This is a genomic window from Allomuricauda sp. M10 (assembly GCF_020782875.1).
Taxonomy (GTDB): Bacteria; Bacteroidota; Bacteroidia; order Flavobacteriales; family Flavobacteriaceae; genus Flagellimonas.
Map to the genome: position 1 here is coordinate 40,136 of NZ_JAJGBN010000009.1, position 21,054 is coordinate 61,189.

The 21,054-nt window shown below is 42.3% G+C and carries 21 protein-coding genes; 8 read left to right on the forward strand and 13 right to left on the reverse strand.

What is annotated here, in order from left to right:
• Nucleotides 1-378: a ribosome silencing factor gene (gene rsfS / locus LKX84_RS17155; RefSeq protein WP_228238834.1), complete on the reverse strand. Its 378-nt coding sequence runs from the start codon at nt 376-378 to the stop codon at nt 1-3.
• A gap of 82 nt (nt 379-460) precedes the next feature.
• On the opposite strand from rsfS, the gene LKX84_RS17160 reads away from it, so the two are divergent.
• A complete protein-coding gene (locus LKX84_RS17160; protein ID WP_228238836.1) occupies nt 461-1,204 on the forward strand; it encodes a biotin--[acetyl-CoA-carboxylase] ligase in 744 nt (247 codons plus the stop codon).
• Here the strand turns inward: LKX84_RS17160 and LKX84_RS17165 are convergent.
• Nucleotides 1,198-1,596, reverse strand: coding sequence for an SRPBCC family protein (locus LKX84_RS17165; RefSeq protein ID WP_228238841.1), 399 nt, complete (start codon nt 1,594-1,596; stop codon nt 1,198-1,200). The genes LKX84_RS17160 and LKX84_RS17165 overlap by 7 nt on opposite strands.
• A 9-nt stretch (nt 1,597-1,605) precedes the next feature.
• A complete protein-coding gene (pyrE, locus tag LKX84_RS17170; RefSeq protein WP_228238843.1) occupies nt 1,606-2,244 on the reverse strand; it encodes an orotate phosphoribosyltransferase in 639 nt (212 codons plus the stop codon).
• A 7-nt stretch (nt 2,245-2,251) separates the two neighbouring features.
• Between pyrE and LKX84_RS17175 the strand changes: the two genes are divergently transcribed.
• Nucleotides 2,252-2,848, forward strand: coding sequence for an NUDIX hydrolase (locus LKX84_RS17175; RefSeq protein ID WP_228238845.1), 597 nt, complete (start codon nt 2,252-2,254; stop codon nt 2,846-2,848).
• On the opposite strand, the gene LKX84_RS17180 is transcribed toward LKX84_RS17175, so the two are convergent.
• The 5 genes from LKX84_RS17180 to LKX84_RS17200 all read right to left on the reverse strand — a co-directional run bounded on the left by LKX84_RS17180 (nt 2,841) and on the right by LKX84_RS17200 (nt 8,574).
• The gene (locus LKX84_RS17180) at nt 2,841-4,613 is read right to left on the reverse strand and encodes a M14 family metallopeptidase (RefSeq protein WP_228238847.1); all 1,773 of its coding nucleotides are present in this window, start codon (nt 4,611-4,613) and stop codon (nt 2,841-2,843) included. The genes LKX84_RS17175 and LKX84_RS17180 overlap by 8 nt on opposite strands.
• Before the next feature lie 73 nt (nt 4,614-4,686).
• Nucleotides 4,687-5,100, reverse strand: a complete 414-nt coding sequence (locus LKX84_RS17185) for a response regulator (protein WP_228238848.1) — start codon at nt 5,098-5,100, stop codon at nt 4,687-4,689.
• Nucleotides 5,084-6,913: a PAS domain-containing sensor histidine kinase gene (locus LKX84_RS17190; protein WP_228238850.1), complete on the reverse strand. Its 1,830-nt coding sequence runs from the start codon at nt 6,911-6,913 to the stop codon at nt 5,084-5,086. Before LKX84_RS17190 ends, LKX84_RS17185 begins: the two co-directional genes overlap by 17 nt.
• Nucleotides 6,914-7,103: 190 nt before the next feature.
• The gene (coaD, locus tag LKX84_RS17195; protein ID WP_228238852.1) at nt 7,104-7,562 is read right to left on the reverse strand and encodes a pantetheine-phosphate adenylyltransferase; all 459 of its coding nucleotides are present in this window, start codon (nt 7,560-7,562) and stop codon (nt 7,104-7,106) included.
• Between the two features lie 37 nt (nt 7,563-7,599).
• Nucleotides 7,600-8,574 carry a D-alanine--D-alanine ligase gene (locus LKX84_RS17200; protein ID WP_228238854.1) on the reverse strand — a complete coding sequence of 325 codons (975 nt, stop codon included), beginning with the start codon at nt 8,572-8,574 and terminating at the stop codon, nt 7,600-7,602.
• Nucleotides 8,575-8,653: 79 nt separating this feature from the next.
• Between LKX84_RS17200 and LKX84_RS17205 the strand changes: the two genes are divergently transcribed.
• The 6 genes from LKX84_RS17205 to LKX84_RS17230 all read left to right on the forward strand — a co-directional run bounded on the left by LKX84_RS17205 (nt 8,654) and on the right by LKX84_RS17230 (nt 15,344).
• Complete coding sequence (locus LKX84_RS17205; protein WP_228238860.1) at nt 8,654-9,247, forward strand: PASTA domain-containing protein; 594 nt, start codon at nt 8,654-8,656, stop codon at nt 9,245-9,247.
• A 2-nt stretch (nt 9,248-9,249) separates the two neighbouring features.
• Entirely contained in the window at nt 9,250-10,278 is a 1,029-nt protein-coding gene (locus tag LKX84_RS17210; RefSeq protein ID WP_228238862.1) for an RluA family pseudouridine synthase, read from the forward strand.
• 89 nt (nt 10,279-10,367) lie between these two features.
• Nucleotides 10,368-11,129 (forward strand): peroxide stress protein YaaA, encoded by a 762-nt coding sequence (gene yaaA, locus LKX84_RS17215; protein ID WP_228238870.1) that lies wholly within the window; start codon nt 10,368-10,370, stop codon nt 11,127-11,129.
• Nucleotides 11,130-11,299: 170 nt separating this feature from the next.
• Nucleotides 11,300-13,846 (forward strand): phosphoenolpyruvate carboxylase, encoded by a 2,547-nt coding sequence (locus LKX84_RS17220; RefSeq protein WP_228238872.1) that lies wholly within the window; start codon nt 11,300-11,302, stop codon nt 13,844-13,846.
• Nucleotides 13,847-14,040: 194 nt separating this feature from the next.
• Nucleotides 14,041-14,637: a hypothetical protein gene (locus LKX84_RS17225; RefSeq protein WP_228238874.1), complete on the forward strand. Its 597-nt coding sequence runs from the start codon at nt 14,041-14,043 to the stop codon at nt 14,635-14,637.
• Nucleotides 14,637-15,344: a uracil-DNA glycosylase family protein gene (locus LKX84_RS17230; RefSeq protein ID WP_228238876.1), complete on the forward strand. Its 708-nt coding sequence runs from the start codon at nt 14,637-14,639 to the stop codon at nt 15,342-15,344. The genes LKX84_RS17225 and LKX84_RS17230 overlap by 1 nt, the downstream gene beginning before the upstream one ends.
• Nucleotides 15,345-15,699: 355 nt before the next feature.
• Here LKX84_RS17230 and LKX84_RS17235 read toward each other — a convergent pair whose 3' ends face one another.
• From LKX84_RS17235 to trpC, 5 genes are all read right to left on the reverse strand, one after another.
• Nucleotides 15,700-17,196 carry a M20/M25/M40 family metallo-hydrolase gene (locus tag LKX84_RS17235; protein WP_228238878.1) on the reverse strand — a complete coding sequence of 499 codons (1,497 nt, stop codon included), beginning with the start codon at nt 17,194-17,196 and terminating at the stop codon, nt 15,700-15,702.
• 34 nt (nt 17,197-17,230) lie between these two features.
• A complete protein-coding gene (trpA, locus tag LKX84_RS17240) occupies nt 17,231-17,992 on the reverse strand; it encodes a tryptophan synthase subunit alpha (protein ID WP_228238881.1) in 762 nt (253 codons plus the stop codon).
• A 67-nt stretch (nt 17,993-18,059) separates the two neighbouring features.
• Nucleotides 18,060-19,241 (reverse strand): tryptophan synthase subunit beta, encoded by a 1,182-nt coding sequence (gene trpB / locus LKX84_RS17245; RefSeq protein WP_228238883.1) that lies wholly within the window; start codon nt 19,239-19,241, stop codon nt 18,060-18,062.
• A 2-nt stretch (nt 19,242-19,243) separates the two neighbouring features.
• Entirely contained in the window at nt 19,244-19,960 is a 717-nt protein-coding gene (locus tag LKX84_RS17250) for a phosphoribosylanthranilate isomerase (protein WP_228238884.1), read from the reverse strand.
• Between the two features lie 221 nt (nt 19,961-20,181).
• Nucleotides 20,182-20,967: an indole-3-glycerol phosphate synthase TrpC gene (gene trpC, locus LKX84_RS17255; RefSeq protein WP_228238885.1), complete on the reverse strand. Its 786-nt coding sequence runs from the start codon at nt 20,965-20,967 to the stop codon at nt 20,182-20,184.
• Nucleotides 20,968-21,054 lie beyond the last annotated feature (87 nt).

Here is a 21,054-nt window from a genome sequence, read left to right on the forward strand (position 1 = left end):
TTAAGAATTGTAGCTGCTCTCCACCATGGTTACTTTGGCGTCACCCCAAAGTCCCTCAATGTCGTAGAATTCCCTAATGTGTTTTTGAAATACATGTACCACTACATTTACATAGTCCATCAATACCCATTCGGCGTTCTCAGAACCTTCAATGTGCCAAGGTTTGTCCTTTGAGGCTTTACTCACTGTTTTCTGGATCGAGGATACAATTGCGTTTACATGCGTGTTGGAAGTACCATTGCAGATGATGAAGTAGTCGCAAACAGTATTTTCGATTTCCCTCAGGTCCAGTAGATTAATGTCGACTCCTTTAACGTCTTCTATCCCTTCTAAGATCAAGGCAATCAGTTCATCTGCGCTAGCTTTTGTTTTCTGCATTCAAAAAATTTAGTTTCTACAAATTTAGGTATTTTTTGTTTTCTTAGCCTTAGTTTTTAACAAATCGATAAGGCGCACCACTTTGGGAGAACAAACTCAAATAATCAAACTTGATGCCACGGATTCCACAAATCTGTATTTGAAGGAACTTCTGCAGGCCACAACTTTGTTGGACTATACGGTTGTGGTCACCAAAAAACAGCTAAAGGGGAGGGGGCAAATGGGAACTGTTTGGCAATCTGAAGAAGGTAAAAACTTAACTTTCAGTGTGTTGAAAAATTTTGATGCGTTACACGTAGAGCATCAATTTTTGTTGAACATGGGTGTTTCCATGGCCGTGGTAGATGTGCTCAAAGAGTTGGCGGTGCCAGATGTCAGCGTGAAATGGCCCAACGACATTATGTCAGGTACTTTTAAGATTTGTGGTATTTTGATTGAAAATGTTTTGAAGGGCACTTTCGTCAGTCAGGCCATCATCGGTATTGGTCTGAACGTAAACCAAGCCCATTTTGAAAATCTGGACAAGGCATCGTCCCTAAAAATGATAACTGGAACCTTTTTCGATTTAGATGAACTTATGCATCGGATTTTGGAAAGGCTACAGTATCATTTGGAGTTTTTGGAAAGCAAAACGGTAGCCCAATTGCTCCCATCCTATGAAAAATTGTTATTCAGAAAAGACAAACCATCCACCTTTACCAATGGCCAAGGGGAAATGTTCATGGGGTTTATTAGAAGCGTTTCTCCCACAGGAAAATTGGTCCTGGAACTGGAGGACCACATTTTGAAGGAATACGATCTTAAGGAAGTGACCTTGCTTTATTGACCAATCTTGTCCATGTTGGTGGACAGGGTTTCCATGAAATTGGTAATCGGGGATTTGATCATCATGGCCATCATGGCGTTGAACTGGCCTTCAAAACTCAAACCTACCTCACTTTCATTTTCACCCAAAGCCGTAATATCTGCAGTTAAGGTAAAGGGCAATTTATCACTGGCGGCACCAAGCACCACTTTGTCATTTGGGTTTTGTTCCTTCAGCCTCAAGATAATTTCGGGCATGCCCTTAAGGGCAAATTTGAAGGTGTTCTCATCCAACACCTCAAACTTGTCAATATTGTCAGGCATCAAGGTTTCAAAGTTTTTGATGTCTGTCAAGAAATCAAAAACTTCTTTGTCGCTCTTTGCGATTTTCTTTTTGGAAGCTTCTATGTGCATTGTTGCTATTTATTTCCATTCCTGCGGATTGGATCTCCATTCCAACAGGGTTTTTAGTTGTGAATCTTTAATATAGTGGGTTTCCGAAGCCTGTTCGATCAAATGTTCGTAATCGGAAAGGGTGTGGAGTTCCACACCTTCTGCTTCAAAATTGGCACTTGCCACTGGAAAACCGTAAGTGAAAATGGCGATCATGCCTTTAACCTTGGCATTTTGGTCCTTTAGTGCACGAACGGCATTAAGGCTGCTTTTGCCTGTACTGATCAGGTCTTCGATGACCACCACAGTCTGACCGGATTCAAAATAACCTTCAATTTGGTTCTGTCTACCGTGCGATTTTGGTTCGGGCCTAACATAAACGAATGGAAGCCCCAAGGCTTCGGCCACCAGAATACCGATGCCGATGGCGCCGGTGGCCACTCCGGCGATCACATCCGGCTTGCCGTAAAGTCTTTCAACCTGCTTGGCCATTTCCTCCCTTACAAAATTCCGAATTTCAGGGTAGGAGAGCATTACCCTGTTATCGCAATATATTGGCGATTTCCAACCCGAAGCCCATGTAAATGGATTTTCGGGTTCCAACTTTATTGCATTAATTTGCAGCAGAAGCTCAGCTGTTTTTTTTGCTATTCCCTTATCTAAAACCATTGCGCAAATGTATGAAGTTTTTGTTAATGAGTCCCCACTGATTTTAACAAACGAGCGCCCGGAACATACCAACGGAAACCTATTCTTGTTGGATGGTGATTCTATAATGGAGGCCATTCATTTGCTATCCAAGAAGAAACTGAAAAAGGCATACTTGTACCATCCGGATAAGGATAAGATCCTGAAAATTTTCATGCACAAGATACCAGTGATCGTTGCCGGAGGCGGTTTTGTGGTGAATGAAAAGGGCAAGGTGCTCTTCATCAAAAGGAATGGAAAATGGGATTTGCCGAAGGGAAAAGTGGATAAGGGCGAAACCATTGAAAGTGCCGCCATACGTGAAGTGGAGGAGGAAACCGGGGTGAAGAACCTAAAAATGGAACGTTTTTTACGCACCACCTACCATGTTTTTAAACGCAATGGTGCCTATTGGTTGAAACAGACGCATTGGTTTTTAATGTCTACTGACTATACCGGAAAATTAATTGCCGAAAAAGCCGAAGGCATTGAAAAGGTAAAATGGAAAGGTCCTGAAAAAACCCAAAAAGCCATCAAAAATTCCTATAAAAACATAGCTATTTTGTTCAAGCAAGTGGCTACCTAGCCAAAATGCCCGAAGCTTTACTTTCCTTGGCAATCCTGTAAATGGGATAGGCCAGATAGGCATCCTCCAAATATTTGGAACGTTGGAAAATCCAATCCAATTGGGCGTACCAATTGTTCGCGAAATTGAGGTCCAGATTTTTCTTGGCTTCAAAGTTCTGCCTCAAAATGGAGTCCTGTTGTAACATTTCCAAGGCGATATCCTCAAAAACATAGGGTGAAAAGCCTTCTTTCTGCTGAAGTACGGTATCGAAGAAATTCCAGTTGAAAAAGGAATCCACCGCATGGGGTTCCAATGTCTCCAACAAATACCGAATACCGGGTTGACGGGTCGGTACCACATAATCACCTGCCCTAAAACGGACTTTCTTGGTGCTTTTTTCCACTTTGGTGTTGGAGTGGGGATAATGGCCTTCGTAAGGGGAATTTCGAGTGTCGTAATCCAAAATTTTATAGGCTTCCACTGTTAATGTGGTATCCTTGTCCAGTTTGAAATACTGGATTTTGTTGACATCCAACCGTTCAATTACCTTTTGCCAACTTTGTTTCACTACATAGGCATCTGGTACCGAAACGGTGTCCAAGGGATAAAAATAATCTTGGTAAACCGTTTCTTTTACAAAAGGTCTGCTTCGGTCGTATTTTAATCTGGGTAGTCCGGTAACCTCGCTGGTGGGTCGGTCAGCTTCAAACCCCTTGAATTGTAAAATGGAACTTTTGGTGGTGTCTACTGCCCAATTGAAGTAATATTCGGAAAGATCTACGTTTTTTTCCAACGTCTCTTTTCGCAAGGATTTAATTGTCTTATGTTCTTTTTCCACCACGTCCAAAAGACTTTCCATGAGCACATAGGTTCCCTCCACTCGTTGGTCATAGGGTTTTAGCATGTGTGTTTCCACCATGAGGCCCAGTGTACTCCATAGGGTAGTATAACCGGTGGAATATCTGGGATGGTCCATAAATTGGCTAAAGCCAAGTTCAGGCGGCATGTTGAACACGTTCACATAAGGGGTAATGTCCCATTCCTTCTCCAACAACGATTTTTCAATTTTGGGCATAAAGGAATCATGCAAGTATTCGCCCATTTTGCCACCAAGCTTGTTGTGTTGGGTGAACAGATGGGTGAGGGTATATTGGTAATCGGCACCATTACTCACATGGTTATCTATAAATACATCGGGTTTCACCGAATGGAAAATGTCTGCAAAGGTCCTTGCGTTCTTGGTGTCCATTTTGATAAAATCCCGGTTCAGGTCATAATTGAGTGCATTGCCGCGGAAACCATATTCCAACGGACCATTTTGATTGGCACGTGTAGTGGAATTCCGGTTCAACGATCCACCAACGTTATAAATGGGGATGGTGACCAAGACGGTCTTCTTGGGAGTGGGAATCTTACCTGTGGCCAAATCCCTATAGAGCATCATGGTGGCGTCAATACCATCGCTTTCACCTGGATGGATGCCATTATTGATCAAAATGATGGATTTTTCCTTTCGGATGTTCTCAAAATTGAAATCCCCTTCCGGATTAAAGGTAACCATGTGCAGAGGAAATCCACTGTCCGTTTTGCCTATGGTGTGTACATTGATCTGAGGAAAATCCCGTGCCAAGGAAATATAAAAATCAATGGTCTGTTGATATGTGGCCGTTTCCTTGCCTCCAGAGATTTCGAAATGAGTTAGGAAAGAGTTGACCTTGTCCTGCTTTTCTGTTTCGCAGGACAAAAGGAGAACAAGGGTCGCAAAAAAAACTAAATGTTTCAAGGTGCTGGGGTACTTTGTTAGTTATACCAAAAGTAACTTTTTTCGGTGGCCCCAAAAATACGGAATATTATGATTATGAGGCCATATGGAAACCTTCCAAATCGGAAACCTCTATTTTGAAAATGGGTTTGTTCTTAAAATTGAGTTGATGCGGGCATTTCTCCTTAAAATCGTTCCAACGTTGGTAATCGGATGGATCAATGGACGAAGTGATCATGTTGATGATGATCCGGTCGTGTATGTCAAGTCCGATCAATTCTTCCAAAAAATCCCAGCCATCCATTATGGGCATGTTGATATCTAAAAATATTACTTCCGGGATATCCTGTTCCAAGGTAAGCCTTTCGGCCAAAGCATCGAATGCCTCCTTTCCATTTTGAAAAATTTGGATGTCGTCACAGATAGCCACTGGTTTCAACATTTTTTTTATGCCGAATACGGTTATGGGATCATCGTCCACAATAAAAATACTACTTAATTTCTTCATTAAAATATACGTTGAAGGTAGTTCCCTTGTCCACTTCACTGTTCACGGTAATCTTTCCGCCCATGGCCTCGATTTGGTTGCGTACCAAGTACAATCCGAATCCTTTGGCGTCCTTGTTATTATGGAATGTCTTATACATGCCGAATATTTTGTCGCCATACCTTTCAAGGTCAATTCCCAATCCATTGTCTGCAATGGACAGGATGATCTTGTTGTCGAGCTTTTTGGTGGTTAGGGTAATGATAGGTTTTCTTTCAGGACTTCTGTATTTTACGGCATTGGTCAACAAGTTCAAAATAATACTGTCCATATAGGCCGGAATACTTTTTACAACATGTTTTTGGTCCACTTCGTTGTTGATCAATACTTGGTTTTTATCCAAGAAGGCGGTCAAACTATGTTGTACCTTAATAATGTGGTCATAAATGTTGATGGGTTCCTTTTTAAGGTTGATGTTGGTATTGATGTCCACCACTTGGTTCAGGTTTTCCAAGGTTTCCAGCAAATTGTCCGAAGCCTGGGTCAACATGGTGATGATATGTTCCCTTTCCTTTTCATTTTCCTCCGATTTTAAAAATTGCAGCAACATGGAAAAGTTGGCCGAGTGGGATCGAAGGTTGTGGGAAACAATATGGGCGAAATTGATCAGTTTCTTGTTCTGGATGGAAGTCAGGTTGATCAGATTGCGCAGCTGATCTTCTTTCTTTTTAATGGCCGAGATATCCATGCTTATGCCAATCAAACCGCTTACCTTACTGTTAAGGTCGAACAATGGAATCTTGGAGGTCAGGAAATTGGTGGCCTGCCCATTCTTTTTGATGCTAATGGTCTCTTTGCCCAAAATGGGTTTCAAGGTTTTGAGGACTTCAAGGTCTTCTTCCCTCGATATTTTGGCAACTTCCTCATCATAAAGGTCAAAATCGGTTTTACCTAGTAATTCTTTGGGACTTTTTTCCAGGTATTCGCACTCCGATTTGTTCACTAGGATTTTTTTGGAATCCAGGTCTTTTACAAAAACGTTCAATGGTAGGTTGTCGATCAAGGCAGTGAGCAATTGTTGATTTTCCATAACCTTGGTCTCGGTCATCACTTGCTCGTGAATGTCTTGGAAGGTGCCAAATACCTTAACAACTTCTCCGTTTTTTTCAATGGCCTTTCCGGCAGATTGTATCCATCGTTCCTCGCCGTTGTGGGTAATGATCATCAATCTTTCATTGAAAGGAGTACGTTCATGGATGGCTTTGTGGAATAACATGGAAATCTTGTTCCTGCTATATCCGGGTTTGTAAAATTCAATGGCCTCATTCACGTTTGGGACGAAAGACAGGGGGACTTGGTGTATTTTCTTGGTTTCTTCACACCAATAAAGTTTTTCGGTCTGGACATCAAATTCCCAGCAGCCTACTTGGGCCACTTCGGATTTGGTCTTTAATATGGCATTGATTCGCTCAATTTCCAGTTCATTTTTTACTTCCCTGGAAATATCACTGGTCTGGACAATGGACCCTATAATATTCTCCTTTTCATCATACCAAGGTGTAAAGCTGGTTTCTAACCATCTTGCCTCCCTGTCATTGACCATTTCATGGCGAATGGAAAAGGTTTTTTGGATGCTTAGTTTTTCATTGAGGTTGTCAACATTTTCCAACAAATTGCAAATGTTGACCTCTATGATGCTCTTGGGAGGCAATCCAAATATTACGAACCATGAGTCTGAAGCGTCTACAACCATACCGTCCAAACCGACCAAAGCGGTGGCTTGCGGTAGCTGTTTGAGTAGATAGTGCTGCTCGATTCTCTCAACTGCTTTCAAAGTACGGGGGTTTTACAATTAAGAAATTTCTGACCAATGTATAAGTATTGGGTAAGCTAACTTATTTAATGTTGTGAAAGGGATAAAAATTGTGGTCTCTTTGAAAAATGCCTGTGTTTGTATAATTTAAGAGAGGCAGATTTAACCTACAATTGAACTGGAATAACCTTCTTAAACGTGCAGGGGAGGATTAGCGATTGACCACGACGGTATCGGGAACAAGTCCGGTATAATCGCCACCATTTCGGATAACGTCCCGCACAATGGAAGAGCTAATGAACGACTTTCCTGAAGAAGTCAATAAGAAGACGGTTTCTATTTCCGAAAGCTTTCTGTTGGTGTGGGCGATGGCTTTTTCAAACTCAAAATCTGCAGGGTTACGCAATCCCCTTAAAATAAATTCCGCACCGATTTCCTTGCAAAAATCCACCGTCATTCCTTGGTAGGTGACCACCTTGATCTTGGGCTCATCTTTAAAGGCATCTGCAATGAACTTGGTCCTTTCTTCCAAAGTGAACATGTATTTTTTGTCGGCATTGATCCCGATGGCGATGACCAATTCATCAAAAAGCGTAATACCCCTTTTGATGATGTCGTAGTGGCCAAGGGTTAGGGGGTCAAAGGAACCGGGGAACAATGCGCGTCTCATATAGTGGAAAAGAAAGTTTGTTTAAAAATACGCTTTTCTAGGCTAATGCTTCCGTTATGGCACTATCAAAAAGTTCTTCCAAGCTAATGCCTGCCGTTCTTGCCTGTTGTGGCAAAAGGCTTTCTTCCGTCAATCCAGGAGTGGTGTTTACTTCCAACAAATGGGGCACATCACCAATAAAAATAAACTCGCTTCGGGTATAACCTTTCAATCCAAGTGTCTTGTAGATGAACTCGGCCCACTTGCGAACATTTTTTTCCTGATTCTCATTGATCCTAGCAGGGGTGATTTCCTGTGACTTGCCTTGGTACTTCGCTTCAAAATCAAAAAAATCGTTTTCCGAAATAATTTCGGTTATCGGCAATACCATCACCTCGCCTTTATATGTAATCACACCTACGGACACCTCGGTCCCTTCCAAAAAGGATTCGATGATCACTTGGTCATCTTCTTTGAACGCGCTATCGATGGCCTTTTGAAGTTCGTTTTTTTGGTACACTTTGGACACTCCATAACTACTGCCTGCTCTATTGGCCTTCACAAAACAGGGTAGTCCCACTTTTTTAATGATGCCCTCCTCATCTACCTCCTGACCTTTGTTCAGGTGATATGAAATGGCACATGGGATTGCATAAGGCTTTAACGTGCTCAAAAGATCCCGTTTATTGAAGGTTAGCGCAGATTCGTAATGGTTGCAAGAGGTGTGGGGAATGCCCAAAAGCTCAAAATAGGCCTGCATGAGTCCGTCTTCACCCGGTGTGCCGTGAATGGCATTGAAAACACAATCAAAATGTATTTTTTGCCCATTTACATTGATGCTGAAATCGCCTCTATCAACCGGATATTCGTTGTCGCCCTTATCCAGATAAAACCATTTCTCTTTGGAGATGATAATGCGGTATGCATTGTATTTTTCAGGGTTCAGGTATTTGTTCACAACGTTCCCACTTTTTATGGAAATACCGTACTCACTGGAGTAACCTCCCATGATGATGGCAATGTTCTTTTTCATCGGCTTTCTAAATATCGCAAGGCCAAAATAAAGAAAAAAGGGCTGGCTTTCCTATATTTGTTCCGATAAGGTTTAGTGCATGAAAAATTTTTTGAACTTTTTGAAAAGCAAGACTTTTCTCATCCAACTTGGTCTGGCCATTGTGGCCGTTATAGTCTTGGTCTTCTTGGCCATGCAATGGCTTAAGGGGACCACCAACCACGGTGAGTTTGTAGAGGTACCGGATTTTTCCAAAATGTCGGTATCGGAAATGCGAAAGACAGTGGAAGAGGCTGGGTTGCGCTATCAAGTTTTGGATTCCTCCAACTATAATCCCGATTACCCACGATTTTCCATTTTGGATCAGAATCCACCGGCCGGTAATAAGGTAAAGGCCAACCGTAAAATTTATTTTACGGTAAATCCATCTGGGTATAAAAAGGTAAGTGTGCCCGATATCATTCAGGTGACGCAGCGAAATGCCGCTTCCATGTTACGTGCTGTAGGCCTTGATGTGGAGCGTGTCACCTATATTGACGAATTGGGTAAGGACATGGTCTACAACATCAAGTTCAAGGGTAAATATGTAAAGCCCGGCGACAAGTTGCCCAAGACCTCCAAGATCGAGTTGATTTGCGGTAACGGTACCATTCCGGGTAGCGCAAAGGTTAAGGCCGAATCTGATTCCGAATAACCATGGATTTTACCGACCAAAATGAGCTGTCTCCTGACGAGCTTTTTGAACACCATAAGTTTGTAGCCTCCAAAGGTCAAGAGCCTTTGCGGGTGGATAAATTCTTGATGAATTTTATTGAAAATGCCACCCGTAACAAGATTCAACAAGCGGCCAAAAATGGCCATATTTGGGTGAATGGTGCTACAGTAAAACAAAATTACAAGGTAAAGGCCGGGGATGAGGTGAAGGTGCTCTTTGAGCATCCACCCTACGAATTTTTGTTGACTCCCGAGAATATCCCATTGGACATTGTGTATGAGGACGATTCCCTTTTAGTGGTGAACAAACCTGCCGGAATGGTAGTGCATCCCGGGCATGGAAATTATTCCGGTACGCTCATCAACGCCTTGGTGTACCATTTTGAAAATTTGCCCAACAACAGTTCCAATAGGCCTGGGTTGGTGCATAGGATCGATAAGGATACTTCCGGACTTTTGGTGATTGCCAAAACAGAATTGGCCATGACCCATTTGGCACAGCAATTTTTTGAGAAAAGTAGTGAACGGGAATATGTGGCTCTTGTTTGGGGTAATGTTGAAGAAGATGAAGGCACTGTGGAGGGAAACATTGGTAGACATCCGAAGAACCGTTTGCAGATGACCGTTTATCCGGATGGGGAAGATGGAAAAGAAGCCATCACCCACTACAAGGTTTTGGAAAGGTTGGGGTACGTGACCTTGATTTCCTGCCGATTGGAAACGGGCCGAACCCATCAGATTAGGGTGCACATGAAATACATTGGGCATACGCTTTTCAATGACGAGCGCTATGGTGGGGATGCCATTTTGAAAGGAACCACCTTTACCAAATACAAACAGTTTGTGGATAATGCCTTCAAGGTGTTGCCGCGTCAGGCGTTACATGCCAAAACTCTGGGGTTTGAGCATCCGGTGACCGGAAAATTCATGCGTTTTGATACCGAATTGCCAGAGGATATGGTCCAATGCATTGAAAAATGGCGCAATTATTCCAAACACGTGGAACAATAGTTTTCATCAATCGTAGGATTGAAAACCTCATTGACGATCTTTTTCCAAAATTGAAAATCCTCAGTATTTTTGAACTAAAGAAGCACTGAATGAAAATTGTCATATCTCCGGCCAAGTCTCTCGATTTTGAATCGGAAATCCCAACATCAACCTATAGCCAACCCCTTTTTTTGGAGGAAGCGCAGAAACTGAACGCCATCCTGAAAAAGAAAAGACCAAAGGCATTATCGCAATTGATGTCCATTTCCGATAGTTTGGCACAATTGAACTGGGAACGTAACCAACAATTTTCAGTTCCTTTCAGTCCCGAAAATGCTCGTCCTGCCGTGTATGCTTTTAACGGTGATGTATACCAAGGCTTGGACGCACAAACGATTCCATTGGAGAAACTGGACAAGTTGCAGGATACGCTTCGGATTTTATCCGGACTGTATGGCATCTTGAAACCTTTGGACCTGATGCAGCCCTACCGTTTGGAAATGGGCACCCAATTAAAGGTGGGCCGAAAAAAGAACCTGCACGAATTTTGGAAAAAACAACTGACCGACCATTTGAACCAAGAACTGGTGGATGGGGAACTTTTTGTGAACTTGGCCAGTAACGAATATTTTGGTGCCGTTGATGAAAAGAAACTCAAGGTTCCGGTAATCACCCCCATTTTTAAGGATTGGAAAAACGATCAATTGAAGATCATCAGTTTCTTCGCCAAAAAGGCAAGGGGCTCTATGGTTCGTTATATCCTCGATACAGATGCCAAGACCTTGGAAGACATTAAAGGTTTTGATTATGACGGATATCTTTTCAGTCAGGAACATACCCTAAAGGCCAATGAGCCTGTTTTCATTCGCTAAATCTTTGGCAAAGACCTAAGGATTTAGTATGTTTTAGTGTTCATTGAATCGTGTTATGATTGGAGGGCACTGGTCCTAAATTGTGATACGCATAAATTTAATCCCAAGGTTTCAGTTTAATCACGACCTTTGGGTGTACACTCATTTAAAACGATAACACCAAATAATCCATGCAGCATTCCAGACGGTTAGAAGAATTTAAAAAATCGGTAACCAACAAGTTCAATATCTACAATAGTTTGTTTTTGAGCTTGCCCTATAAAAATGTGGAAAACGTGGGCATTTTGATTCCCCTTTTGCTCGATCAGTGTGAAAAGGGACTCAAAGCAGGGAAAGAGCCGCAGGAAATTTTAGAGGTGTTCTTTTCCAATTTTGTCAACATCAAGGACGAAAGGGAACGCTTGGATTTCATGTTCAAGATCATTCAATATGTGGAAAGGCAAGTGGTGCTTTATGATAGTGTGGAAGATGCTGCTTTCCCAAAACTGCAAAAATACAGCAACTCCTTGACCATCAAGGATTATTTTGAATTGGTGAACCGAACCAAAAACTGGGACAAAGTATCCAAAAAACTGTCTACATTTAGTGCACGGATCGTACTAACGGCCCACCCGACCCAGTTTTACACTCCGGCCGTTTTGGACATTATTGCGGAGCTTCGGTCGTTGATCGATCATGATCAGATCTATGATATTGATGTGACCTTGCAACAGTTGGGTCTTACCTCTTTGATCAATGCCAAAAAACCAACCCCTTTGGATGAGGCCAAGAACATCATTTATATTCTCAGGAATACCTACTATGATGCCGTGGGCCAGTTGTACCAATATGTAAAGCGCAACATCAAAGACGAGCATTTTGAGAATTATAATATCATAAAATTGGGCTTTTGGCCTGGTGGTGACCGAGATGGAAACCCATTCGTGACCGCGGATATTACAAGTCAAGTGGCAGATGAACTTCGTTTGACATTGATGAAGTGCTATTACAACGACCTGAAGGAACTGCGCAAAAAACTCACCTTTCAGTCTATGCAGGAAGACTTGAACCAGTTGAGTGCCAAACTTTATCTGGCCATGTTCAACGCCAAGGCACCGGTACAATACAATGAGATAATCGATCATTTGAAATCCGTTAGGGAAAAATTGATTGCCGATTATCATGAGCTGTACTTGGATCAGTTGGATAAGTTCATCGACAAGGTCCATATTTTCAAGACCCACTTTGCCTCGTTGGACATCCGTCAGGATCACAGCAAGCATAAATTGGTGGTAGAAACCGTGTTGAAACAACAAGGGGCCATCAAGGAAAGTTTGGATGAATTGAAGGAAAAAGATTTGGTAAAATGGTTGTTGCAGAAAGATTTCAAACTAGATCCATCGGATTATGACGATGAAATCGTGAAGGATACCATTACCAATATCCAACAACTAAAGGCAATTCAGGAGCGAAATGGGGAAGATGGATGCAACCGTTACATCATCAGTAATTCCGAAGATATCTTTTCGGTATTGTTCGTTTTTGGATTGTTCAGATGGTGTGGTTGGGACGATAAGGAAATCACTTTCGACATCATTCCACTCTTCGAGACTATGAAGGGTATGGAAGTTTCCGAAGAAGTGATGCAGACCTTGTTCGATATTCCAAAATACCGCAAGCATCTGGAACGCCGAAATGAAACGCATACCATCATGCTTGGTTTTTCCGATGGTACCAAGGATGGTGGCTATCTAAAGGCCAACTGGTCTATCTTGAAGACCAAGGAAACCTTGAGTAAAGTCTGTAAAAAGAACGGCATCAAGGCCATTTTCTTTGACGGTAGGGGAGGCCCACCAGCACGTGGCGGAGGTAAGACCCATAGGTTCTACGCGGCCCAGACCAAGGATGTGGCCAACCATGAGATTCAATTGACCATACAAGGCCAGACCATTACCAGTACCTATGGTACAAAGGAACAGTTCATGCACAATTCGGAGCAATTGCTCACCGCAGGACTGAGCAACAATATTTTCGGTAAGGAATTGGTGTTGACATCGGCCCAACGAAAATTGATGGAAGAACTGTCGGACCTTAGTTTTGATAAGTACGATGCCCTAAAACAGCATGAAAAGTTCATTCCGTATTTGGAACACAGGAGCACCTTGAAATATTATACCAAGGCCAATATAGGCAGTAGACCAGGCAAGAGGGGTAACAAGAGCCAATTGACCTTGGCTGATCTGCGTGCCATTTCATTTGTGGGGTCATGGAGCCAGTTGAAACAAAACGTTCCAGGATATTTTGGATTGGGCTCTGCCATTCAGCAATTAAAGGATGAAGGCAGAATGAACGAGGTTAAAAAATTGTACAAGGAAGTGCCATTCTTCAAGGCATTGATGCTGAATAGTATGATGTCTTTGGCCAAGACCAATTTTGACCTTACCCGTTATATGAAGGATGATCCCGAGTTCGGGGAATTCTGGAGTATTTTGCATAATGAGTTCGAACTCTCCAAAAAGATGTTGTTGCAAATCTCTGGATTGAAGATTTTGATGGAGGACGAAGAGGTTTCGAGGGAATCCGTGAAGATCAGAGAGAAAATTGTATTGCCACTTTTGGTCATCCAACAGAACGCCTTGTACCACATTACCCAAAAATCGGAATACTTGGAATTGTACGAAAAAATCGTGACGCGCTCCCTTTATGGTAACATCAACGCCAGTAGAAACTCGGCATAACTGTCTTTAAAAATGTTGCGAATTTGCAGCGTTGACTTTTGGCAAATTAATTCTATTTTTAGGTGATGTATTATTATGTAATAGTTGCCTTACAGGGTTTTTGCGTGTATCACTGTTATACCCACAGAAACAATTATTATTGGATATTTGCAATCATATTTCTTCCTCTGGTAGGTTCGATTCTATATCTTTTAATGAATGTCTTTCAAAAAAGGGACATTGAAAAGGTGCAGGAAAGCTTGGTCACCGCTATTAATCCTTCTAAAAAAATTAAAGATTTAGAAAAGAAATTTAAGTTTTCTGAGACCTTTGAAAATCAAGTATCCCTAGCGGATGCCTATTTGAATGAAGGAATGTATGAAGAGGCCATTAAAAATTATAGGGCATCTTTAAAGGATGTCTTCGTCAATGATTTTTATGCGATTTCAAAGTTGGTAGAGGCCTATTATTATGCCGAGGATTATGATAATACTATCCAATATGTGGATAAAATAAAGGACAATCCCTCCTTTAGAAAGTCGAAAGCATCGTTTTTATATGGATTGGCTTTGGAGAAAACAGGTAATATGGCATCTGCGGAAGAATATTTAAGAGTCTTTGATGCACCGTATTCCAATTTTAATGAGCGCTTGGAGCTTTCTCGGTTCTTGGTTAGGCAGAATAAGATTGAAGAGGCCAAAGAAGTCCTTCAAGAAATGATTTCTGAGTCAGAGCATATGTCTAGGCAAAGTTTTAAGACGAATAGGGAAGCCATTGAGAAAGCCAAGGAAGAGTTTGCGTCACTTGCATAATGTTCTTACACCGCCATCCATACGAGCCATTTCTATTTCCCGAAGCCACCAAACTTATCGTGGGTACCTTGCCACCGCCCCGTTTTACTACAGGGGAGTTGAAAAAAGAGGATGTGGATTTCTGCTACGGGAGCTGCAATGGTATGCTATGGCCCATTTTGGACCGAATCTTTGATCTGGGGTTAAAATATGAGACTACGGCCGAGGCCATTTTTCAAAGAGAACAATTTCTGTTGAAACACAAAATTGGTGTCTGTGATATTGTACAAAGCGCGGAACGTTCCAAGATTGATGCTTCCGATTTGGGAATGCAAAACGTTGAACTCCGTGATATGATTGGTTATTTAAGGCACTTTCCTAAAGTGGATACTCTTCTGTTCACCGGCGGCAATAGTAAGAATGGTCCGGAATATTTCTTTAGAAAACAACTAAGGGAATACGACATAAAATTAGAAGTAGTGAATGATGAAGTACCACGAATCCATGAGTTTAAATTGCCTTTGTCTGTTAGTGAAATTGAAAAATTGAAACCGCTGTCGGTTCGAGCGCAGTCGAGAACTATTAAAACGGTTTCCCTGACCGCTCCTTCCGGTGCCGCCAACCGCGCAGTGGGAAGTCTTGAAGCTTACAAAAAGCTAAAAGATAAAGACCCTAATTTCAATACTTTGGATTTTAGGGTGATGCAGTATCGCGAATTTTTCAAATAACACTGTGTCTAGTAGCCTTAGGAAAGATTTAAAATTTGTTTAAGGCAATTTTAAGACCAGTACTGCGTATATATAACAATCACAAAACCTAAAAATCAAGAAAATGAAATCAATAAATAAAATTATCGGAATTTTTTTTGCTGTAACGCTTATGGCCTCGTGTTCAGCAAATTATCATGCCAATAAAAATGGGATTCCCCCAGGCCAGGCCAAAAAAATTACGGGGGCACAAAGCGCCAAAGATTATGCCCCTGGTCAACAAAAGAATAAAAACAAGAACTGATTTTGTCAGTTAAAATCATAAAAAAGGCCCCATGATCATGGGGCCTTTTTTATGATATACTTCTTTTGATCCTTATTTTATGGGAGTGGACAATATTCCATAAAAAGCTTTGATCCCATAAGCCAATTGACCAATCTTTACATTTTCATTCGGACTATGCTGGTTATTGTCAGGATTTACGACTGGAACGATAAAAGCAGGAATCTTCAATTCGTTGATAAAAGGGGCAATGGGAACCGTTCCACCCATGGTTCTAATTTGGATGACATCCTTGTTAAAAGTATTTTTCATGGTTGCTGTCAAAAACTGACCGTAAGGATTGTTTAGGTCGGTACGAAATGCATCGGTTACACTACCTTCCTTCACCATTACAATTTTGTCAAATTGCATCCGCTCTTCTTTAGTGGGTTCATGATCCAACACTTTGAACCCTTGCTTTGCAATGTGGTCCTTGACCAATTTTTTTAATCGATTACCATCGGATTCCACTACCAATCTTAGGTCCAACTCCGCGGTGGCACTTTCTGGTACAATAGTGCGGGCCTGTTCGCCAATCCATGCAGAACCCAATCCTCTTATGTTCAAGGAAGGATATTGTAAGGCTTCCTGGTAAAAACTGCCGACCTTTTCAGGGGTCTTAAATTGAAGTCGCTCTGCAATTTCGGCATCACTGTCCGGAACACTTTTCAAAATAGCTTTTGTGGCTTCATCAATCGTGATTCCATCGTAATATCCAGGGATAAGTACCCTACCTTCGGAATCTTTCATACTGGCCAGCAATTGGGACAATTGAAAACCAGGGTTTGGGGCATAATTCCCATAATGCCCACTGTGTTGGGGTTTAATGGGACCATACGTGGTCAAGGAAAGGGTGGTGATACCCCTGCAGCCATAAACCACGGTGGGTTCCCCAGAGGAATGTACGGGACCATCCACGATCATCAAAAAGTCGGCTTCCAAAAGCTCGCGATATTGTTTAACGGCTTTAGGAAGTGGCTTGCTGCTTTTTTCCTCTTCACTGTCCAATATCACCTTTACGTTGAAGGGTATCTCCTTGCCATCTTGCTTTAAAAGGTCGATGGTGTTCAATAGCATTACGATTGGTGACTTATCATCCGAAGTGGAACGACCGAACAATCGCCATTCGTAATTAATGTCGTCATTCAATTCATCAAATGAGACGGTTTTGAAACCATCACCTTCGGGAACCTTCAATACCATTTTATAAGGGTCGGGCTGGTCCCATTTGCTAGGGTCAACCGATTGGCCATCCAAGTGCATGTAGATCAAAACGGTAGGCTTATCATTGTTCATGGGCAAAGCCGCAAAGAACAAAGGCAGTCCATCCGTATCCAAAACAGCAGTGTTGAATCCACGTTCCCCAAACTTTCGTTTCAACCACATGATATTTCTGTCAATATCATCAGGGTTCAAGGCATCGTTGGGGATGGCTATGAATTCCTGAAGTTCGTTGATGGCATCGGCCACTTGGGATTTTACAGCAACATCATCTTGGGCAAAAAGGGAAAATGAAAGTATAAGGGAAAGGAATGAAACAGTTTTTTTCATGGGACAAAATAGGGTTCATTTTAAAACCCGAAATTTAACGAATTTGACCCACAAAACCACTGATTCCGTCCACCCCATTTTGTGTTAAATGTTTGATGAAGGCCGAACCAATGATGGCTCCCTTCGTTTGTGCTGTTGCCTGCTGAAAGGTCTGAGTATTGCTGATTCCGAACCCGACAATTTGCGGATTTTTCAAATTCATGGCTGCAATACGTTCAAAATAAGCGGCTTGCTCTGGCCCAAAACCTTCCTTGGTCCCTGTAGTGCTGGCAGAACTTACCATATAAATAAATCCTTCCGAAGCATCATCAATGGCTTTGATTCGGGTATCACTCGTCTGTGGTGTAATCAAAAACACATTTATCAATCCGTGTTTTTTAAAAATAGGTTCATATTCTTCCTGATACACATCCAGTGGTAGATCGGGAAGAATGAGCCCGTCAATACCGATTTCCTCACATTTTTGGCAGAAAGCCTCCACTCCATATTGCAAAACAGGATTGAAATAGCCCATTAAAATCAGAGGAATGGAAACCGTTTTACGGATATTCTTCAATTGCTCGAAGAGTAACGATGTTGTCATCCCATTTTTAAGGGCGGCAGTGGAACTTGCTTGGATTGTGGGTCCATCGGCCAACGGGTCGCTGAAGGGCAATCCAATTTCGATGAGGTCCACACCGCTTTTTTCCAAATCTTGGATGATTTTTACTGTGTCATTCAAGGATGGATATCCTGCCGTAAAATATATGGAGAGGATTTTTTTGTCCTCTTGTAGTTTTTGTTTGATTCTGTTCATAAATAAAGATTTGAGATGTGAGATTTGAGTAATGAGAGTCTAGTGTCTAGCATCCCATATCTAACATCTATAATTTAAAATAATCAATATAATTCTGTAAATCTTTATCTCCGCGACCGGAAAGGTTCACTACCACCACATCGTCCTCGTTAAATTTTCGGTCTTTAAAGATGGCCAATGCATGAGAAGACTCAATGGCTGGAATGATGCCTTCCAATTTACAGAGGTCCAGACCAGCTTTCATGGCCTCATCATCGGTAATGGAAATGAATTCCCCACGACCTGAGGTGTACAAATGTGCATGCAAGGGTCCTACGCCAGGGTAATCTAATCCAGCAGAAATGGAGTAGGGTTCCGTAATCTGGCCATCCGGGGTCTGCATCAACAAGGTCTTGCTCCCGTGAATAATGCCTACTTTACCCAAAGCAGAGGTTGCTGCACTTTCCCCGGAATGAATGCCTTTTCCTGCCGCTTCCACCGCAATGATCCCCACCTCGGGAGTGTCCAGAAAATGATAGAAAGCCCCTGCGGCATTGCTACCCCCGCCGACACAGGCCACCACAAAATCTGGATTTTCACGGCCTTCTTTTTCAAACAATTGGGATTTGATTTCTTCAGAAATGACCGATTGAAATCGGGCCACCATGTCCGGATAAGGGTGCGGACCTACGACCGAGCCGATAATGTAATGCGTATCCACAGGATTGTTGATCCAATCGCGGATGGCTTCGTTGGTGGCATCCTTAAGGGTTTTACTGCCAGAAGTGGCAGGTCGTACCTCCGCTCCCAACATTTTCATCCGGGCCACATTGGGCGCTTGGCGGGCAATGTCGATCTCGCCCATATACACCACACATTCAATACCCATCAGGGCACAAACCGTTGCCGTAGCCACACCATGCTGACCTGCGCCGGTTTCGGCAATGATGCGGTGTTTACCCAATCTTTTGGCCATCAAAATCTGACCGATGGTATTGTTGACCTTGTGTGCACCGGTATGGCAAAGATCTTCGCGCTTCAGGTAAATCTTGGTGTTATACTTTTTGGATAGGCGTTCCGCATAATATAAAGGTGTGGGTCGGCCTACATAATCCTTCAGCAATTGATGGAACTCTTCCTGAAAAGAAGGTTCCGCCATGATCTGAAGGTAGTTCTGCCGAAGCTCCTCACAATTGGGATACAACATTTCGGGGATGAAAGCTCCTCCAAATTCTCCGTAATAGCCTCGTTCATCAGCGTGATAACTCATAATCAGTTGTCAGTTTTAAATTGTAAATCGTCAGAGAGTGCATTGATAAATGATTTCAATGACGTTATATCTTTTAGTCCTGGCTCGGTCTCGAATTTGCTGTTCACATCTATGGCGAAGCAATATCGTGAGGCCGGACTATTTAAAAATTCCTTTAGTTTATCTACGGATTCCAATCCAATTCCCCCACTTAAAAAGAAGGGTTTGGTGGATGGATAATGTTCCAAAACGGACCAATCGAAAGTATACCCATTTCCGCCCGGCAATTTTCCCTTGGTATCGAAAAGGAAATAATCGCAAACGGATTCATAATCTTTCAAGACCGAAAAATCAAAATCATCTTTAATGGAAAACACTTTGAGGATTTCCAAATTTGTCAGGTCGAGCGGAGTCGAGACCTCGTTTTCATCTTCAACTTTCTGGTTTCTCGACTGCGCTCGAAATGACAGAAAGTTGGATTTTAATTCGGAACAATATGCAACACTTTCCTTCCCATGGAGTTGCACTGCATCCAATCTGTACTGGCTCACTTTTTCTAAGACCACTTCTAAAGGAGCGTCCACAAATACACCCACTTTTTTAATGGATTTTGACAATTGGGGCATTGCTCCCTTAAAATACCGTGAGGAAGGTTCCCAGAAAATAAAACCCAGGTAATCGGGGTGCAGTTGTGCCACCTCGTTAGGGTTCTGATTCATGCCGCAGATTTTTAGTTTCATGGTTTTTTTGTCATTTCGAACAAATGTGAGAAATCTCAAAATAGATTTCGACTACGCTCAATCTCCTATTAGGAGTAACATTTTTTAATTCAGTAATACTTTTTCTTTATTTGTCATTCCGAAATAAGCAGCGCGATTGAGGAATCTCTTTTTTAGATTTCTCACTTGGATTTCGACTACCTGCCGGCCGGCCGGCGCTCAATCTTCATTTCGAAATGACATTATTTATTTAATTCATCAATAAATTCTTTGGCACTGGCACCAGGATCATCCGTTTTCATGAAATTCTCACCGATCAAAAATCCTTGGTACCCAAATTCCTTTAATTCCTGAATGGCCCCAATGGAACTGATGCCGCTTTCGGACACTTTTACAAAATCATCCGGTATCTGCGCAGCCAGTGATTTGCTGGTATCCAAACTCACTTCGAAGGTTTTCAGGTTTCTGTTGTTCACTCCCAACATATCCAGACTGGGCATGATGGATTTCTGGAGTTCCTCTCTGTCGTGGACTTCCAACAGAACATCCAAGCCCAAGCTTTTGGCCAATTCCGAAAGCGTCTTGATTTCCTCACGGGACAAAATGGCCGCAATCAACAAAATGACATCGGCACCGTAGGCTTTGGCCTCTACAATTTGATATTCATCTATGATGAATTCTTTTCGCAATAGGGGAATGTTCACGGTGGCCCTAGCCAAAAGCAAGTCATCCAAAGAGCCACCGAAATACTTTCCATCCGTTAAAACGGACATGCCACAAACTCCTGCATCGGCATAGCCTTTGGCTACATCCTGTACGTTCAGATTTTGGTTGATGACCGATTTGGATGGCGATCGTCTTTTGTGTTCGGCAATAATACCCGTACTGCTTTTGCGCAACACTGCCGCTAAAGAAACCGAAGTATGTTCCATCATCACCGAAGCTTCCAATTGGGGAAGGGTGATCAAGGTTTTTTTCAATTCGACCTCTTTGCGTTTGTCGGCCACTATTTTGTCTAGTATGTTCATGTATTCTTTATCATAATGAGTTGCTGAAACGAGTTCAGCAAGACGTCTTTTTTTACTTTCGACTTCGCTTAGGAAACGCCAGCTTAG

Bases quoted from the DNA above. Each gene is read 5' to 3' on its own strand.
- rsfS (WP_228238834.1), bottom strand. From the start codon at position 378: ATGCAGAAAACAAAAGCTAGCGCAGATGAACTGATTGCCTTGATCTTA.
- LKX84_RS17165 (WP_228238841.1), bottom strand. From the start codon at position 1,596: ATGCACATAGAAGCTTCCAAAAAGAAAATCGCAAAGAGCGACAAAGAA.
- pyrE (WP_228238843.1), bottom strand. From the start codon at position 2,244: ATGGTTTTAGATAAGGGAATAGCAAAAAAAACAGCTGAGCTTCTGCTG.
- LKX84_RS17175 (WP_228238845.1), top strand. From the start codon at position 2,252: ATGTATGAAGTTTTTGTTAATGAGTCCCCACTGATTTTAACAAACGAG.
- LKX84_RS17185 (WP_228238848.1), bottom strand. From the start codon at position 5,100: ATGAAGAAATTAAGTAGTATTTTTATTGTGGACGATGATCCCATAACC.
- coaD (WP_228238852.1), bottom strand. From the start codon at position 7,562: ATGAGACGCGCATTGTTCCCCGGTTCCTTTGACCCCCTAACCCTTGGC.
- LKX84_RS17200 (WP_228238854.1), bottom strand. From the start codon at position 8,574: ATGAAAAAGAACATTGCCATCATCATGGGAGGTTACTCCAGTGAGTAC.
- LKX84_RS17205 (WP_228238860.1), top strand. From the start codon at position 8,654: ATGAAAAATTTTTTGAACTTTTTGAAAAGCAAGACTTTTCTCATCCAA.
- LKX84_RS17210 (WP_228238862.1), top strand. From the start codon at position 9,250: ATGGATTTTACCGACCAAAATGAGCTGTCTCCTGACGAGCTTTTTGAA.
- yaaA (WP_228238870.1), top strand. From the start codon at position 10,368: ATGAAAATTGTCATATCTCCGGCCAAGTCTCTCGATTTTGAATCGGAA.
- LKX84_RS17220 (WP_228238872.1), top strand. From the start codon at position 11,300: ATGCAGCATTCCAGACGGTTAGAAGAATTTAAAAAATCGGTAACCAAC.
- LKX84_RS17225 (WP_228238874.1), top strand. From the start codon at position 14,041: ATGAATGTCTTTCAAAAAAGGGACATTGAAAAGGTGCAGGAAAGCTTG.
- LKX84_RS17230 (WP_228238876.1), top strand. From the start codon at position 14,637: ATGTTCTTACACCGCCATCCATACGAGCCATTTCTATTTCCCGAAGCC.
- LKX84_RS17235 (WP_228238878.1), bottom strand. From the start codon at position 17,196: ATGAAAAAAACTGTTTCATTCCTTTCCCTTATACTTTCATTTTCCCTT.
- trpA (WP_228238881.1), bottom strand. From the start codon at position 17,992: ATGAACAGAATCAAACAAAAACTACAAGAGGACAAAAAAATCCTCTCC.
- trpB (WP_228238883.1), bottom strand. From the start codon at position 19,241: ATGAGTTATCACGCTGATGAACGAGGCTATTACGGAGAATTTGGAGGA.
- LKX84_RS17250 (WP_228238884.1), bottom strand. From the start codon at position 19,960: ATGAAACTAAAAATCTGCGGCATGAATCAGAACCCTAACGAGGTGGCA.
- trpC (WP_228238885.1), bottom strand. From the start codon at position 20,967: ATGAACATACTAGACAAAATAGTGGCCGACAAACGCAAAGAGGTCGAA.